This is a genomic window from Mesorhizobium sp. Cs1299R1N1 (assembly GCF_037179655.1).
Lineage (GTDB): Bacteria > Pseudomonadota > Alphaproteobacteria > Rhizobiales > Rhizobiaceae > Mesorhizobium > Mesorhizobium salmacidum.
Map to the genome: position 1 here is coordinate 71418 of NZ_JAPYKR010000015.1, position 15509 is coordinate 86926.

General features: G+C 60.7%; 11 protein-coding genes and 1 pseudogene. 9 read left to right on the forward strand and 3 right to left on the reverse strand.

Annotated elements, in window-relative coordinates:
• Window positions 1-80: 80 nt before the first annotated feature.
• Window positions 81-866 carry a sensor histidine kinase gene (locus tag O7A70_RS27665; protein WP_337143189.1) on the forward strand — a complete coding sequence of 262 codons (786 nt, stop codon included), beginning with the start codon at window positions 81-83 and terminating at the stop codon, window positions 864-866.
• A 110-nt stretch (window positions 867-976) separates the two neighbouring features.
• Complete coding sequence (locus O7A70_RS27670) at window positions 977-1411, forward strand: DUF1810 domain-containing protein (RefSeq protein WP_337143190.1); 435 nt, start codon at window positions 977-979, stop codon at window positions 1409-1411.
• A gap of 125 nt (window positions 1412-1536) precedes the next feature.
• Here O7A70_RS27670 and O7A70_RS27675 read toward each other — a convergent pair.
• A pseudogene (locus O7A70_RS27675) lies at window positions 1537-2785 on the reverse strand (cytochrome b).
• A gap of 642 nt (window positions 2786-3427) precedes the next feature.
• On the opposite strand from O7A70_RS27675, the gene O7A70_RS27680 reads away from it, so the two are divergent.
• The 7 genes from O7A70_RS27680 (at window position 3428) to O7A70_RS27710 (ending at window position 14437) form a co-directional block, all read left to right on the forward strand.
• Complete coding sequence (locus tag O7A70_RS27680; protein ID WP_337143191.1) at window positions 3428-7456, forward strand: PAS domain-containing protein; 4029 nt, start codon at window positions 3428-3430, stop codon at window positions 7454-7456.
• A gap of 186 nt (window positions 7457-7642) precedes the next feature.
• Window positions 7643-10537 carry a PAS domain-containing protein gene (locus tag O7A70_RS27685; RefSeq protein WP_337143192.1) on the forward strand — a complete coding sequence of 965 codons (2895 nt, stop codon included), beginning with the start codon at window positions 7643-7645 and terminating at the stop codon, window positions 10535-10537.
• Window positions 10534-11175, forward strand: a complete 642-nt coding sequence (locus O7A70_RS27690) for a response regulator transcription factor (protein WP_337143193.1) — start codon at window positions 10534-10536, stop codon at window positions 11173-11175. The genes O7A70_RS27685 and O7A70_RS27690 overlap by 4 nt, the downstream gene beginning before the upstream one ends.
• 3 nt (window positions 11176-11178) lie before the next feature.
• Entirely contained in the window at window positions 11179-11568 is a 390-nt protein-coding gene (locus tag O7A70_RS27695) for a response regulator (protein ID WP_337143194.1), read from the forward strand.
• Window positions 11558-12250 (forward strand): response regulator transcription factor, encoded by a 693-nt coding sequence (locus tag O7A70_RS27700; RefSeq protein ID WP_140813302.1) that lies wholly within the window; start codon window positions 11558-11560, stop codon window positions 12248-12250. Before O7A70_RS27695 ends, O7A70_RS27700 begins: the two co-directional genes overlap by 11 nt.
• A gap of 351 nt (window positions 12251-12601) precedes the next feature.
• Window positions 12602-13117, forward strand: coding sequence for a Dps family protein (locus tag O7A70_RS27705; protein ID WP_337143232.1), 516 nt, complete (start codon window positions 12602-12604; stop codon window positions 13115-13117).
• A 339-nt stretch (window positions 13118-13456) separates the two neighbouring features.
• A complete protein-coding gene (locus O7A70_RS27710; RefSeq protein WP_337143195.1) occupies window positions 13457-14437 on the forward strand; it encodes an alpha/beta fold hydrolase in 981 nt (326 codons plus the stop codon).
• Between the two features lie 349 nt (window positions 14438-14786).
• Here O7A70_RS27710 and O7A70_RS27715 read toward each other — a convergent pair whose 3' ends face one another.
• Window positions 14787-15059, reverse strand: coding sequence for a hypothetical protein (locus O7A70_RS27715; RefSeq protein WP_337143196.1), 273 nt, complete (start codon window positions 15057-15059; stop codon window positions 14787-14789).
• 202 nt (window positions 15060-15261) lie between these two features.
• Window positions 15262-15489, reverse strand: a complete 228-nt coding sequence (locus tag O7A70_RS27720; RefSeq protein ID WP_337143197.1) for a hypothetical protein — start codon at window positions 15487-15489, stop codon at window positions 15262-15264.
• Between the last annotated feature and the right edge of the window lie 20 nt (window positions 15490-15509).

The following is a 15509-nucleotide window of genomic DNA, read 5'->3' on the forward strand; positions in this document are numbered from 1 at the left end:
CGACCCGCGAACGCTCCTCAATATAGGCTCCCCTTGCGAGCCTGCACCGCCAAGTGTCGGCCAAAAAAGGAGTGCATGAAATGTCGCGCGCGGAAACAGAAGCAAGCACTGCCGGCGACTATGTCTTTGACCGGATTGCCGACGTTTCGCAGGCCGACCCGCCCATAGAACAGCCGACAGCCGGCATTGTTCATGATCTAGGCAACCTTATCCAGGTCGCTTCATCCGCGTTGAATAGGGTTGCTCGCGACCCGAGCGTCTCGACGGCTCCTGCTCTCAAGCCCGTAATCGCCAGCGCCATGACCGCTCTGCAGCGGGCAGGCACGCTCGTCCGGGAGACGGTAGGCGGTGCCGCGGCGAATTACCGCTCGCTTGAGCATGCAAGCGTAAGCGCCTGCCTGACCGAGGTCGAAAACCTTCTTCGAAGCGCATGGGATGCCAGCTTTCGTCTCGATGTTCGCGCCGGAACCGATCTCGCCGCAGCGAAATGCGATCCCCTCGGTTTGCAGAACGCGGTTTTGAATCTCGTATTCAACGCGCGCGACGCGATGCCGAGTGGCGGTCTAATTTCGATAAGCGCCGCTACGATCGTCCACGGCTTGGCCACCATGGTCGAGCTCCGGGTCGAAGACAGCGGTATCGGAATGACGCGGGAGACCGTGCTCCGGGCGTTCGATCCCTTTTTCACGACCAAGGGCAAGGGCCTGGGCGGCGTCGGCTTGCCGATGGTGAAGCATTTTGCCGAGCAGCACGGCGGAAGCGTCGACATCGAGAGCATCTTCGGGGCGGGCACGACAGTGATATTGCGGTTGCCCGCGATGCAGGTTCGGAGGGATTTGCCGCAAACCAAGAGGAGAGTTCGATGACCCGCATGCTCGCACCATGGGTATGTCTCTCGTCGGGGCAGGGAGGCGCAGCCATTCTCGCCAGGGCGCAGGCGAAATTGTTCTACGCGGAAGAATTGGCGTAAACCGAAATGAGCGACGAATACAATTTGCAGAGGTTCGTCCGCGCACAGAACCGAGTGTACGGCGATGCGATCCGTATCCTACATCGGGGAATGATGTGCACTCCATTCATGGAGTTCATATTTCCGAGGCTGGCATCCTATCGAAGCGACGCGGCGCCCGAGCCTTACGCCATCACGTCCCTCGAGGAAGCCAGCGCCTACCTCTCATCTCCGCTGCTGGAAAGTCGCTATCGGGAATGTGTTGGCACATTGCAGCGGCTCTCGAACAAAAGCGCTTACGCCGTCTTCGGCGATATCGATGCGCGGAAACTGCACGCCTCGCTGACGCTGTTTTCCGAAGCAAGCAATGACGAGTCCCTGCTCGATACGATGTTCGACGTCTGGTTCGATGGTTTACTCGACGAGAAGACCGTGAATAAACTTAACGCCATGTCGCGATAGTTCAACATGCACAACCACCTGCCTATGGAAGAGGAATGGCGGCAGGCGATGTGACCGTAAGCTGACGGGCGTGCCGAGTTCGCGCCGATCTGCCTTTGCCCGCTCGATCCGCTCGGCCGAGGAGGCTATTTGGCGCTTTTCTCCAGGATGGCTTCGGTTATCGAGTTCGGCAGCCGGCGTGGCGTCTCGATCAAGCCAAGCACCGGCATGACGACGAGAAAGAATGCGAAATAGTAGACGGCGGAGACCTGCATCAGCGGAATGTAGATGCCCTCGGCGGGCTTCGAGCCCAGCCAGCCAAGGAAGATCGCGTTGGCGGCAAACAGCCAGAAGAACCGCCTGTACCAGGGACGGTAGACCGCCGAGCGAACCTTCGATGTGTCGAGCTAGGCACGAGGAACAGCCCGGCGATAGCGCCGAACATGGCGAGCACGCCACCCAGCTTCGAGTCTATCGGCCCGATGTTGAACGTTACGGCGCGCAGGATCGCGTAGAACGGCAGGAAGTACCATTCGGGCACGATATGAGCCGGCGTCTTCAGCGGGTCGGCCATGGTGTAGTTGTCGGGGTGCCCGAGTTCGGCATGTAGAAGACGAAATGCGTAAAGACGATCAGGAACACCACCGCCCCGAGCGCGTCTTTCATCGTGGCGTGGGGTGTGAAGTTCACGACATCGGTTTCCGACCTCACGTCGATGCCTGCGGGATTGTTCTGGCCGACGACGTGAAGCGCCCAGATGTGCAAAATCACGACGCCCGCCAGCATGAACGGCAGCAGGTAGTGCAGCGCAAAGAAGCGGTTGAGCGTTGGATTGTCGACGGCAAAACCGCCGAGCAGCAATTGCTGGACCCAGTCGCCGATCAGCGGGATGGCGCTGAAGAAGCCGGTGATGACGGTGGCGCCCCAGAACGACATCTGGCCCCAGGGCAGCACATAGCCGATGAAGGCGGTTGCCATCATCAACATAAGGTTGGTGCAGCCGAGTATCCAGAGCAGCTCGCGAGGCGCCTTGTAGGAGCCGTAGTAGAGGCCGCGGGAGATATGGATGTAGACCGCGATAAAGAAGAACGAGGCGCCGTTTGAATGCAGGTAGCGCAACAGCCAGCCGGAATTCACGTCGCGCATGATCTTCTCGACCGAATTGAAGGCCAGTGTCGTGTCGGCCGCATAGTGCATCGCCAGTACGACACCGGTCACGATCTGCGCCGCCAGCATCATCGGGAGGATGCCGCCAAAGGAATAGGCGTAGTTCAGGTTGCGCGGGACGGGATAGACGATGAACTGATCATGCACCATGCGCGGCAGCGGCAGGCGGGCGTCGAGCCAGCGTCCGATCCTAGTCTTGGGTACATAGGTTGAATGTCCGCCACTCATTAAATCGCCCTGGTTATCGAATTCTCGGTACCGAAATCGGCGCGCTCCTTAGCCGGCTGCCTTCATTGCAGATGAGCGGGTTCACTCGCCCTTGGCGGCACTCCGATCCGGTTGCGCGCGCAGGTTCGCCGAGCCGTCGCGCGAGTAAACCCGTCAGCACCGCTGCCGCGACTTGCCGGCGGCGGCGCCGTGTCGTCACACCACCCGGGAGAATCCGCGCGTTCGACAGGTCGCATCCCGGCGTCATTCCGGTTACGGCAGCGCCGACCATGCCAGCCTTCCGCAGCGCGGGCCATTGTGCCGAGGACGCGTGCGTCCGATACGTTGGTCTATGGTTTCCTGCGTTAAGGAGTTGGGCGGGCTGCCGCGGACATCATGTATCTTGGCCGACGGCAAGTGGCGCCGCAATTCGTTGATGCGCCATGCGCGGAGCGGCTGTCTTCCGGCTTTTCCGCGGAGGCGCGTGGCACCCCCTTGCCCCGCGCAATGCATGGATTTCCATGAGGTGCGCTGGCGCATGGCGGAATCTAGAATGGGAGGGGACTGTGTTCGCCAGCCCAAATCTCGGGTGGGATTTTAGCCGGCCAGATGTTCAGAAGTAGTGCTATACCGAGCGCCGACGGTCCCGAGCTGGAGCAGCCGATGATGTACGTCTGGTCGCACCGCCCACAATTCTTCCACCTGGGGTTTTTTATTGCCGCCTACATCTTGGGCTGCGGATTTGCCCAGTCGCTCGCAATCGTACCTGGAACAGGCATTTCCATCTGGCCGCCGAGCGGGCTTTTCATCGCTACTCTTGTCTTCACCTCCAGGCATAGCTGGCCATGGTGGGTGCTGGCTGGCTGTCTGTCTGAGCTGTCCAGCAATCTCTTGTGGTTCCACAGTCCGGTGCCTGCGGCTTTCCTGATCTATACCGGCAACGCTCTTGAAGCCGTGGCCGGCGCGTGGCTCGTGAACCGGACCTTAAGGCGACCGGTTCGGCTGGAAACCTTGCAGGAAGTTCTCGCATTCGTCGTGCTGGGCGCCGGAGTTGCGCCAGTCATAAGCGCGACGGTTGGGAGCGCGACGCTTGCGTGGTTTGGTATGCAGTCGCAAACCTTCGTGGCGGCCTGGCCTCTCTGGTGGATCGGAGACGCCACCGGGGTCCTAATCGTGGCGCCACTGGCGCTGGTCGTGTTCCAGAACTGGCGCGGCAAGGCCCAGCTATCGGCCGCGCGGTGGATCGAAGCTTGCGTCCTGGGAGTGATCTTTCTAGGTGTCGCCGCCCTTTCCTTGAGCGGTTACCTGCCCTTCGCCTACATCATCATGCCGCCTCTTCTGTGGGCGGCGGTGCGCTTTGAGTTCAAAGGGGCCGCCGTCACCTTGACCCTCCTCGCGCTGATTACGGCGGTGTTCACAATATCCGGTACCAGCCAATTTGCCGGTGATGTCGAGTCCCTGAAGCATAATCAGATCATGCTGCAGCTTTTTCTGGCCGTCTCGGCATTTTCGGCGCTCATCGTGGCCGCCATATCCCGGCAGCATCAGCTAGCGTTGCACACATTGCGTCAAAGCGTGGAGGCATTACGCGGCCGCGAACGGGAGCTCTCGCAACTCGTCGACATGGTCCCGAGCCATGTCTGGCGTCTGACGCCGGACGGCGAGCCGACTTTCTTCAACAAGCGCATGATGGATTATCTCGGTTTCGACGTGGCGGGCACAGACAGGCAAGGCATGAGCCGACTGGAGGCGGTCATAGAGACCGTCCATCCGGACGACGTAGCGGAGTTTAGGAACGCCCTATACCGCTGCCTCGTCACCGGTGAGCGGTTTTCCATGAGGCATCGCCTGCGCCGCGCCGACGGCGTCTATCGCTGGATGTCGAGCCGGGCGGAGCCGATGCGCGATGAGGGCGGACGCATCGTCCAGTGGTACGGCCTCTGCCACGACATCGACGATCAGATGCACGCCGAAGAGGCGCTGCGGCGGAGCGAGCGTCAGCTTCAGGAAATGATCGACGCTGTGCCGGTCCGCGTCTGGAGTGCAACCCCTGCGGGTGGGCCAGTCTACTTCAACAAGCGATACCAGGACCATTTTCGCTCCGTCATCCCGAACTTCGAAGAGCTCGAGGAGCCGAGCATCGAAGAATTGCTGCACGAGCTGATTCATCCCGAAGATGCTCTCGAGGTGCAGCGAACGTTGCGGAATTCTTTCGAAACCGGCGGCGGCTCCGCGATGCGGTTTCGTTGGCTTGAGAAAGATCGCGCTTATCGCTGGGCGGAGTGCAGGGTGGAGCCCCGGCGGGATCAAGATGGATCGATTGTGCAATGGTACGGGGTCTCTCTCGATATCGACGATGAGGTGCGCGCGCAGCAGGCATTGCGCGACCGGGAGCGGGAACTCTCGCAGCTCGTGGACATGGTCCCGGTCCAGATCAGGCGTCTGACGCCCGAAGGCGAGCCGACCTTCTTCAATAAGCGCTTGCTCGACTTTTTTGGTCTGGACGACGTAGCGGGTTTGGACAAGCCGGGCATGAGCCGGCTGGCTGCTGTCATAGGGAGCCTCGTCCATCCCGATGATGCAGCCAACCTGCTGGAGACCGCCCGCCACTCCTTCGCCAGTGGCGAGCCCTTCTCCTTGAAGTATCGTATGCGTCGTGCGGACGGCGCGTATCGCTGGGTTGATAGCCGCGGCGAACCGCTGCGAGATCAAGGCGAAGCGATTGTGCAATGGTACGTAATTTCCATCGACATCGACGATGAGATGCGTGCGCAGGAAACGTTGCGCGATCGGGAGCGGGAACTCTCGCAACTCGTGGATATGGTTCCGAGCCTGCTCTGGCGGTTGAGCCCGGAGGGCGAGCCGGCGTTCTTCAACAAGCGCCTGATAAAATTTCTCGGCCGGGACATAGCCGATGCAGACAAGCCGGGCATAAGCCGGCTGTCGGCCTTCATGGAGACCGCCATCCATCCCGATGATGCGGACGGCCTCAGGGAAGCGCTCAACCATTCCTTGGCCACTGGCGAGCGCTTCTCCAGGAAATATCGCCTGCGGCGTGGTGATGGCGTCTACCGCTGGGTGGAAGGCAGCGCGGAGCCACTGCGGGATGAGAGCGCACGCATCGTCCAGTGGTACGGCCTCTCGCACGACGTCGACGATCAGCTGCACGTCGAACAGGCGCTGCGACGCAGCGAGCGGCAGCTTCAGCAGCTCATAGACACAGTGCCAATGCAGATCTGGTGCGTAACGCCAGGCGGCGAGCCAGCATACATCAACAAAACCATGGCGGACTATATCGGTTTGAAACTGGAAGATTTCGATGCTCAGGCAGGATTGCCAAGCGCCATTGAAACCATCGTCCATCCAGACGACAGGGCTCTTTTGCTGGGAGCCCTAACTCATTCCTTCAGCACGGGTGAACCGTTCGAGCTGAAGTTTCGTAACCGTCGATGGGATGGTTCATATCGCTGGACAGAGGGACGCGCGGATCCGCTTCACGATGAGAATGGTCGCATAATCCGATGGTACGGCGCCAACGTCGACATCCACGATTTTGTGACTTCGCAGGAAGCGCTGCGAGAAAGGGAACGCTCGCTCTGGCAGCTTGTCGAAACGCTGCCGGTGATGATCGATTGCGCCGGGCCGGATGGCGAGCCGATGTATCGCAGCCAGCAGCTCCGGGAATTCCTTGGGTACAACCTTGAAGAATTGGACAGTGCGGGAAAGTCCCGGTTGGCCGGCACACTCGACGCCGGGGTTCATCCCGACGACCTCGCGGGCGTCAAGGAGCAGTACGCCCGTTCATTGTCCACCGGCGAGCCGTATGCGCGGAAGCACCGTCTGCGGCGCTTCGATGGCGAATATCTCTGGGTCGACACGCGCGCCGCGCCGATGCGAAACGCCGAGGGCGCCATTGTGCAGTGGAATGTCATCTGCCTGGATATTGACGGCGAGGTTCGGACGCAGGAAGAGCTGCGTCTGGCGCAAGAGCGTCTTGCACGGGCGAGCCAGGCGGCAAGCCTTGCGGAGCTCTCGGCATCCATCGCGCATGAGGTGAACCAGCCACTGGCGGCGATCGTGGCCAACTCACACGCCTGCTACCGTTGGCTGGCCGCCGAGCCTCCGAACCTCGTTCGCGCGAAGACCACGGCCGAGCGCATTATCCGCGACGCCAACTCCGCGGCAGATGTTGTCAGCCGCATCCGCGCTCTGTTCAGACCAGCCCTTGAAATGAGGACCAGCACGCCGATCGCCAGCGTCATTGCCGAAGCGCGTGACCTGATGGCCGAGGAAGCTACGCGGCGCCGTGTCCGTATGGACATCGATGTCGAGAGCGAGCTTCCGCTTGTCGCGCTCGATCGTGTCCAGATCCAACAGGTTTTGGTCAATCTCATCCGCAACGGCATGGAGGCGATGGACTCTACCGCGGGCGACAGGATTCTTGGGGTGCGCGTGCGCCGAATGGGAGAGGTTGTCCAGACGGAGATCAGCGATCGCGGCTTGGGCGTCGAGTTTCCAGACAGAATATTCGAGCCATTCCTCACGACAAAAGAGCAGGGCATGGGCATGGGGTTGGCGATCTGCCGGTCGATCATCGAGTCTCACGGCGGGCGATTATGGATGGAGAAAAACGAACCGCATGGAGCGACGTTCATCTTCACATTGCCTGTCGAAGCGAAAGCGGCGTCATGACGATGGAAGATCACATTGTCTCCATCGTGCATTCCGGTTCCCGATAGCTGCAACATCTCCGATGCATGGATTTCCATAAGATGCGGGGCCGGCGTGATGGCACTAGGCTGGGTGCGAGTTCGCCGCCAGGTTCAGATGTTGAGAACAAGTCCCCAGGCTTTCTTTGTCCGGCAGGAGAAGCCGATCGTGACGGCAGTGCTTCCCCAACAACGCCTGGCCCTTGCGATCGGAGTATCCGTCATCGGCATGGGCGCTTCCTGGCTGGCCGCGACGCCATTTGGCCTGTTGGCCCCGGTTGCCGCATTCAACCTCTATGCACGTTGTCGCACGGTTCAGCTCCTCTATCCGATATTGGGGACTGCGCTCGCCGGCTTGGTGTGGGCCGCCTGGTTCGACATTGGCGGTATGCGCGATCTCGCATTGCTATGGGCAGCGTTCTTTGCCGTGGCACTTTGCGTTGCGGCGGTCGTTGCCACACGTCTCCCGGCGTCACCCGATGCCGACGCGGGTTGGGCAGCGCAGGTTGTCGAGAGGGTAGTCGGCAATGCATGGGCAACCGATGCCGCCGGCAGGTTCATCTACGTGACGCCGACCGCGCTGACCCTTGCTCGGATGAGGCTGGACGATCTGAATTCTCCGTCGGAAGAAGGTGAATTCTGCTGGAAGCGCGTCATTCATCCAGACGATTATGACGACGCCGTCGCCGCATGGCGCCGCTGCCTGCAAACAGGTGAGCATTACAATGTCGAACACCGCATGTTACGCGCGAGCGGTGCTTACGGTTGGGGTCGAATCTCGGGGCAGCCACTGCGTGACAGCCAGGGTCATGTGCTTGCATGGTACGGTACAATCATTGACGGCGATGTTCCGCTCGTCAGCGATCGATTTGCTGACGCCGACAGCGCCGCGCTCAAGGAAAAAACCGCGCCCAACGCACCGCATTCGCTGAGCCTTATTCATCCGAATGACCGGACTGCGACGGCTCATGCGGCCGCTCGCGCCTTCTGGACGGGTGTCCCCCAGGTCACGAAACATCGGCAACGTCAGGCCGACGGCTACTATCGTTGGACCGAGACCCGATCGGAGCCGGGGTACAGTGTAAGTGTCGACATCGACGATCTGGTGACAGACAGGGAGCCGCTGACTACGACAGGATCAGACCCGTTAGGTGAAAACGAAGCCGAGCCAATCCGGTCGGCGAAGGTCATCGAGAGCATATTCGGCAACGGATGGGCATTCGATGCGGCTGGCCGATGGATCTATCTACATCCGTTTGCCCAGAATTCCCTCGGGGTGACGCCGGAGGATTTGAATGCTTCCTTGAAGGAGGGTCATACCGCCTGGAAACGGCTGCTTCATCCGGACGACTATGACCAGGTCGCAGCCGCATGGCGTCACTGTCTGAAGACCGGCGATCACTTCAATGTCGAGTTTCGCTTTAGGCGCGCGACGGGCGTCTATGTCTGGGCTCGAACCGCCGCACGCCCAACGCGCGACAGCCAGGGTCAAATCACAGGATGGTTTGGCATCGCGCTTGACAACGACGTTTATAAGAAAACCGTGGCGGCGTTGCGCGGTCGGGAGCGTGAGCTCTCGCAGCTCGTGGACATGGTCCCGGTCCAGATAAGGCGTCTGACGCCCGAAGGCGAGCCAACCTTCTTCAACAAGCGCTTGCTTGACTTCTTCGGGTTGAACGACCTGGCGCAACTGGATAAGCCGGATATGAGCCGGCTGGCGGCAGTCGTACAGTCTCTCATTCATCCCGAAGATGCAGCCCGCCTGCTGGAGGCAGTCCGCCACTCCCTCGTTACCGGCGAGCCCTACTCCTTGAAGTATCGTATGCGTCGCGCGGACGGCGCGTATCGCTGGGTTGATGGCCGCGCCGAGCCGGTGCGGGACCAAGGCGGAGCGATTGTACAATGGTTCGTAATTTCCATCGACATCGACGATGAGATGCGTGCGCAGGAAGCGCTGCGCGAGAGGGAGCGTTTTCTCTGGCAGCTCGTTGAAACGCTGCCGGTGATGATCGATTGCGCCGCGCCGGATGGCGAGCCGATGTATCGCAGCCAGCAGCTCCGCGAATTCCTCGGATACAACCTTGAAGAATTGGATGGTGCGGGAAAGTCCCGGTTGGCCGGCACACTCGACGCCGGTGTTCATCCTGACGACCTCGCGGCAGTCAAGGAGCAGTACGCCCGTTCGTTGTCCACCGGCGAGCCATACTCGGGGAGGCACCGTCTGCGGCGCTTCGATGGGGAATATCTCTGGGTCGACATGCGCGCGGCGCCGATGCGGAATGCCGAGGGCGCCATTGTGCGGTGGAATGTCATCTGCCTGGACATTGACGGCGAGGTTCGGGCGCAGGAGGAACTGCGTCTGGCGCGAGAAAGACTTGCACGGGCGAGCCAAGCGGCAAGCCTTGCGGAGCTCTCGGCATCCATCGCGCATGAGGTGAACCAGCCACTGGCGGCGATCGTGGCCAACTCACACGCCTGCTACCGTTGGCTGGCCGCCGAGCCTCCGAACCTCGTTCGCGCGAAGACCACGGCCGAGCGCATCATTCGTGACGCAAACTCAGCCGCCGATGTCGTGAGCCGCATCCGCGCTCTGTTCAAGCAATCCATGGACAGCAGGATCTCTACGGCGCTCAGCGGCCTCATTGCGGAGGCGCACAACCTCATGGCCGAGGAAGCGGCGCGGCGGCGTGTCCGCATCGACATCAATGTCGACACCGAGCTTCCACTTGTCGCGCTGGATCGTGTCCAGATCCAGCAAGTTCTGGTCAATCTCATCGGCAACGGCATGGATGCAATGGACTCTACTGCAGGTGACAGGATTCTTGGGGTGCGCGTGCGCCGAATGGGAGATGTGGTCCAGACGGAGATCAGCGATCGCGGCCTGGGCGTCGAATATCCGGACAGGATATTCGAGCCGTTCTTCACGACGAAAGAGCAGGGCATGGGGATGGGGTTGGCGATCTGCCGGTCGATCATAGAGTCTCACGGGGGGCGATTGTGGATGGAGAGGAACGAGCCGCATGGAGCGACGTTCATCTTCACGTTGCCTATAAAGGCGCCATGACGATGGAAGATCATATTGTCTTCATCGTGGATGACGATGAACGTATCCGGGAGGCGCTCGGCGAACTGCTGGCCTCGCACGGTTTGCGCGCCATCTCGTTTGGATCGGCGGGCGACTATGTCGGCGCGAACAAGCCGGACGCCCCGTCGTGCCTCATCCTCGATGTCGAATTGCCGGATATTAACGGCCTCGATCTGCAGAGGCAGATCGCGGAGGGCGATCATCCGCCGATCGTTTTCATAACCGGACATGGCGACATTCCATCCTCGGTGCGTGCGATCAAGCACGGCGCCGTGGATTTTCTTACCAAGCCTTTCAGTGATGCGGATCTTATGGCCGCAATCCACGCGGCGATCGCCCAGGATCGGGAAAAGCGAGCAGACCGCGCGGAACTTGGTGTGTTGCGGCAACGCTATCTTGACCTGACGCCGCGCGAGCGTGAGGTGCTGCCACTGGTGGTGAGCGGTCTTCTCAACAAGCAGGCCGCCGCCGAACTCGGGATCAGCGAGGTCACATTACAAATCCATAGAAGGAATGTGATGCAGAAGATGGCGGCGGCATCGCTCGCCGACCTCGTGCGTATCGCGGAGCGACTGGAGATACCGATCACTCACTCGCGCCGAGCGGGAGGGAGTTGAGCCGTGACCAAGCGAAGACCTGTCGTGGCGGTTGTAGATGACGATCCAAGGCTGCTTGAGTCGCTCGAGGACCTTCTGGAGTCGGCGGGCTATGTGGCCCGCAGCTTTCCGTCGGCGGGATCCCTGCTCATCGACGGGCTGTTGGGCGTGGACGTGCTCATCACCGACATTGGGATGCCTGGCACGGACGGCTTTGAGCTTCGTGATCTGGTGAAGAAGGCGCGTCCGGGACTGCCGGTGTTCCTGATCACCGGCCGTCACGAGATAGCGAATCAGTACCGCGCCAAGGGCATTAGCGGGTTTTTCCGGAAGCCTTTTGACGGCCAGGTTCTGCTTGCTGCCGTCACCGAAGCTTTACGCAACCAAGAAACCGAGGACAAACATGAGAGTTGACCAGCCGCTCTTGCGGAAATCGGCGCCGTTGGCAAAGCAACGAAAGAGTGAAGCGGAGCAGCCGCTCGTCATCATTGTCGATGACGATCCGTCTGTTCGAGAGGCGCTGTTCGAATTGATCCTGTCGGCGGGTTTCCTGCCGGTCTGCTTCACCTCGACCCGCGAACTGCTCGACGCCGGCATACTGGACAGCCCCGGCTGCCTGATCCTCGACGTGCGCATGCCGGGGACGAGCGGTCTCGATCTGCAACATCATCTTGCGAAAAACGGAAACCCAAAGCCCATCATCTTCCTGACCGGGCATGGCGACATTCCGATGACTGTCCAGGCGATGAAGGCCGGCGCCGTGGACTTTCTCACCAAGCCGGTGCGGGATCAAACGCTGCTAGACGCTGTGATAACGGGCATTGCGATGGATGCCGAGCGGCGGGCGCAGGCGGTCGTCGTCAAGCGCAACATCGAGCGCGTCGAGACGCTGACGCCACGCGAGCGCGAGGTTCTCTGCGAAGTGGCGCGCGGACGCCTCAACAAGCAGATTGCCTTCGACCTCGGCATCAGTGAAGTGACGGTCAAACTGCATCGCGGCAATGTCATGCGCAAGATGGAGGCCGCTTCCATCGGCGAGCTGATCCGGGCATGGGAGACACTGCCCGCGCCGATGCGCGAGGCCGGCGCGACCTAGACGCTAGCATAGGCCGCTCCATGCCTCCCGTCCAATAGGATTGCCCAGCGCCGCAGACCATTCTTCGTCAAGAGGTTCTAGCCGTCGCCGTATTTTCAGCGGAGTCTGCACTGCGCCGGCTCGCGACCTTCGCCGGGTCCAGCACAAATCTCAGGGGGTAGGTTAGCCGGCAACGTGAACCGAGCGTGAGATAACGACCCTGCCGACCCAAGATCTGCCTCGCCGAGAAATTTGAACGAGGTGGTCTCGCAATACCCATGCCGCCAATGCCCCGGCCGGTTCTGGCAGGCCGAGCTCAATGTCAATTCGCGAAGCCCCTTTCGGCTTCGTCCCAACAAAGGAGTAAGGACCATGGAAGACAATGCTAAGTCCCGCATGAGTGCCGACCTGCACACCCGGTCAGGCCTTTCCAACGAAGCGGTGCACGACATTTCGGCTGCAGCGACGGTTCTGTTGGCCGATCTATTCGCCCTCTATCTGAAGACCAAGAACTTCCACTGGCACATGTCGGGACCACATTTCCGCGACTACCACTTATTGCTCGATGATCAGGCAGACGAGATTCTGGCCGTGACCGATCCACTGGCTGAACGGGTACGCAAACTCGGCGGCACCACCATTCGCTCGATCGGCGACATTTCCCGCCGCCAACGACTGGCGGACAACGATGCCGATTTCGTCCAATCGCACGAGGCGCTGGCGGAATTGCGCGAGGACAATGGCACGCTGGCCGCCCGAATGCGCGTCCTGCATGGCCTTTGCGACGAACACGGCGACGTGGCCACAGCGAGCCTCCTGGAAAATTGGATTGACGAGTCCGAGCAGCGGATCTGGTTCCTGTTTGAGACGCTTCACAGATCGAACTAATATTCGTCGGTTGTGACGGGTCGGGGGCCTGTGTCTCTGGTGCCCGCCCCGGAACGTGCATATGTCTGCCCGAAGAGTCGAAGCACTCTAATCGCCAGGCCTTCCCCTTAGCCAAGACCCATGCCTCGGCGTGACTATCCTGCACCTTGGCATCGTATCGCAGATCCTTCCGTAGAATAGGTTGGCTCCCCGGATCGGTGCATCCTCCTTGCAAGCCATCACGACCGTCGAGTTTCGACTGCTCCTTCGCCCGTCCCTCCCCGAACTGCGATCGCGCAGGTCGATCGATGGTCGTGATGGTGAACCGAATGTTCAAAGCCACACACCAAGGACGGTGCGATGAACCAGGATGGACTTTTCTCCGTTGGCGCATCCCGCCGCGATGTTCTGTTGGCCGGCTTGAGCGTAGTTGCCGCCGCCGGATCGCCGCTCGCCGCTTCGGCCGCGAGCCGAGTGCAAAACCTTCCCACTTCTAAATCAAGCAAAGGATCCAAGACGATGAGCACAATCACGACCAAGGACGGCACGGAAATCTACTACAAGGACTGGGGCAAGGGTCCGGCTGTAACCTTCTCGCATGGCTGGCCGCTGAATTCCGATGCATGGGACGGCCAGATGCTCTTCCTGGCGCGGAACGGCTTCCGCGTGGTGGCGCACGACCGCCGCGGCCATGGCCGGTCCAGCCAAGCCTCGTCTGGCAACGACATGAACGGCTATGCCGACGATCTGGAGGCAGTGATCGAGGCGCTTGATCTTCACGACGCGACGCTGGTCGGCCATTCCACCGGAGGAGGTGAGGTCGCTCGCTATATCGGGCGGCACGGAACGAAGCGGGTTGCCAAAGCCGTTCTTATCGCGGCGGTTCCGCCGATCATGCTGAAGACGCCAGCCAATCCGGAAGGCCTGCCCCAGGAAGTGTTTGACGGTATGCGAAGCGCCCTCGTCGGGGACCGCTCGCAATTCTACCGCGACCTGGCGCCCATGTTTTATGGCGCAAACAGGCCGGGCGCCAAGGTCTCGCAAGGGACGCTCGATCAGTTCTGGCTGTGGAGCATGCAGGCCGGTCTTTTGAACGCTTACGAATGCATCAAGGCTTTCTCCGAGACCGATTTCACTGAAGATCTCAAGAAGTTCGACGTGCCGACCCTGATCCTGCACGGCGAGGACGACCAGATCGTTCCCGTCAAGGACTCGGCAGTCAAGTCGGCGCGGCTGATCAAGGGTGCCAAGGATATCTATTACCCCGGGGCGCCGCACGGCATCACAGCCACGCTCCAGGACCAAGTCAACGCTGACCTGCTCGCCTTCATCAGGGGATGATGCCGGCTGGCCGCGCGTCATCCGCAATTCCTTGGAGCTCTCGATGACCATCTCTGGCAATCTGTCGCGCGCGTTGAACCTTATCTCAGGCGGCCCAAGAGGCCAAACGTTGTGCGCTCGCATAGCCGAGCGGTGGCCCGAATGCTGGTTCTGCCGGCTCATGTCTCGGACGGTGGAACGGAACCACTGCGCCATCGAACTCCAGCGCTGGCGCCGGCACGGGACGCACACTGAGGGACAAATGATGCACGGACGGCCACTCGGACCACAGCCGCCAAGGCATGAAACCCCTTGCGGACAGACGGGCTGTGCTTACGCGCAGCTCGCCCGCGACTTGGCGAACTGGTCACTATTTGAGGGAGGGACAACGCCGGAGGTTGTTGAGACCTCTGCCCACATTTCGGTCGCCGCGGAGACGGCAGCAGGCGACAGACACCACGTCTCGTCGTCGGCCGTCGCCGGCGAGCGCCTGCAAGGCCAAAGCGTTCTGGAAGACAAGCCTGCCGAGCGCCGGGAATCTGTCGATCATAGATAGTTGTTTTGCCAGCGACATCTGGGCGATCTTGGAAACCGACCGCTGGCCGATACCGTCACCGATGGTAAAACAGGCCTCCGGCAGCAATTTCGTGATGATCCCGAAATGGTGGAAATCGGCAGGTCACGATATCGATCGAGCGCGATCGATATCGTCTCCGAGATGCGACAGGCAGCTGACCGCGGCCCGGATAGGAAATCCGGATTCACATATCCAGGACGTATCGCTGGTGCGGCGGAAGAAGGACCGAGGTCACGCCTCGGCCCTTCAATTTTCTGATTGTCGGGCGTCAGTGGCCCCAAATGCCTTGGCCGGGTTCGCGGGTGGGAGCCGCCGGCTTGAGCACGGTTTGCGGCATGCGGGCACCATTGCCAGTCTTCTTGGTCGAGAAGACATGCATGTAGTCAGTGACAGTTGCAGACTGCTGATCCCCACTCGGTTCATAGTGGTCGCTTCCGGCAAATGTCGCTCCTGCTGAAACAACAAGAGCAGTGCAAATAAGGGGGATGATTTTCATTGGGTGACTTCTGCTTTGAG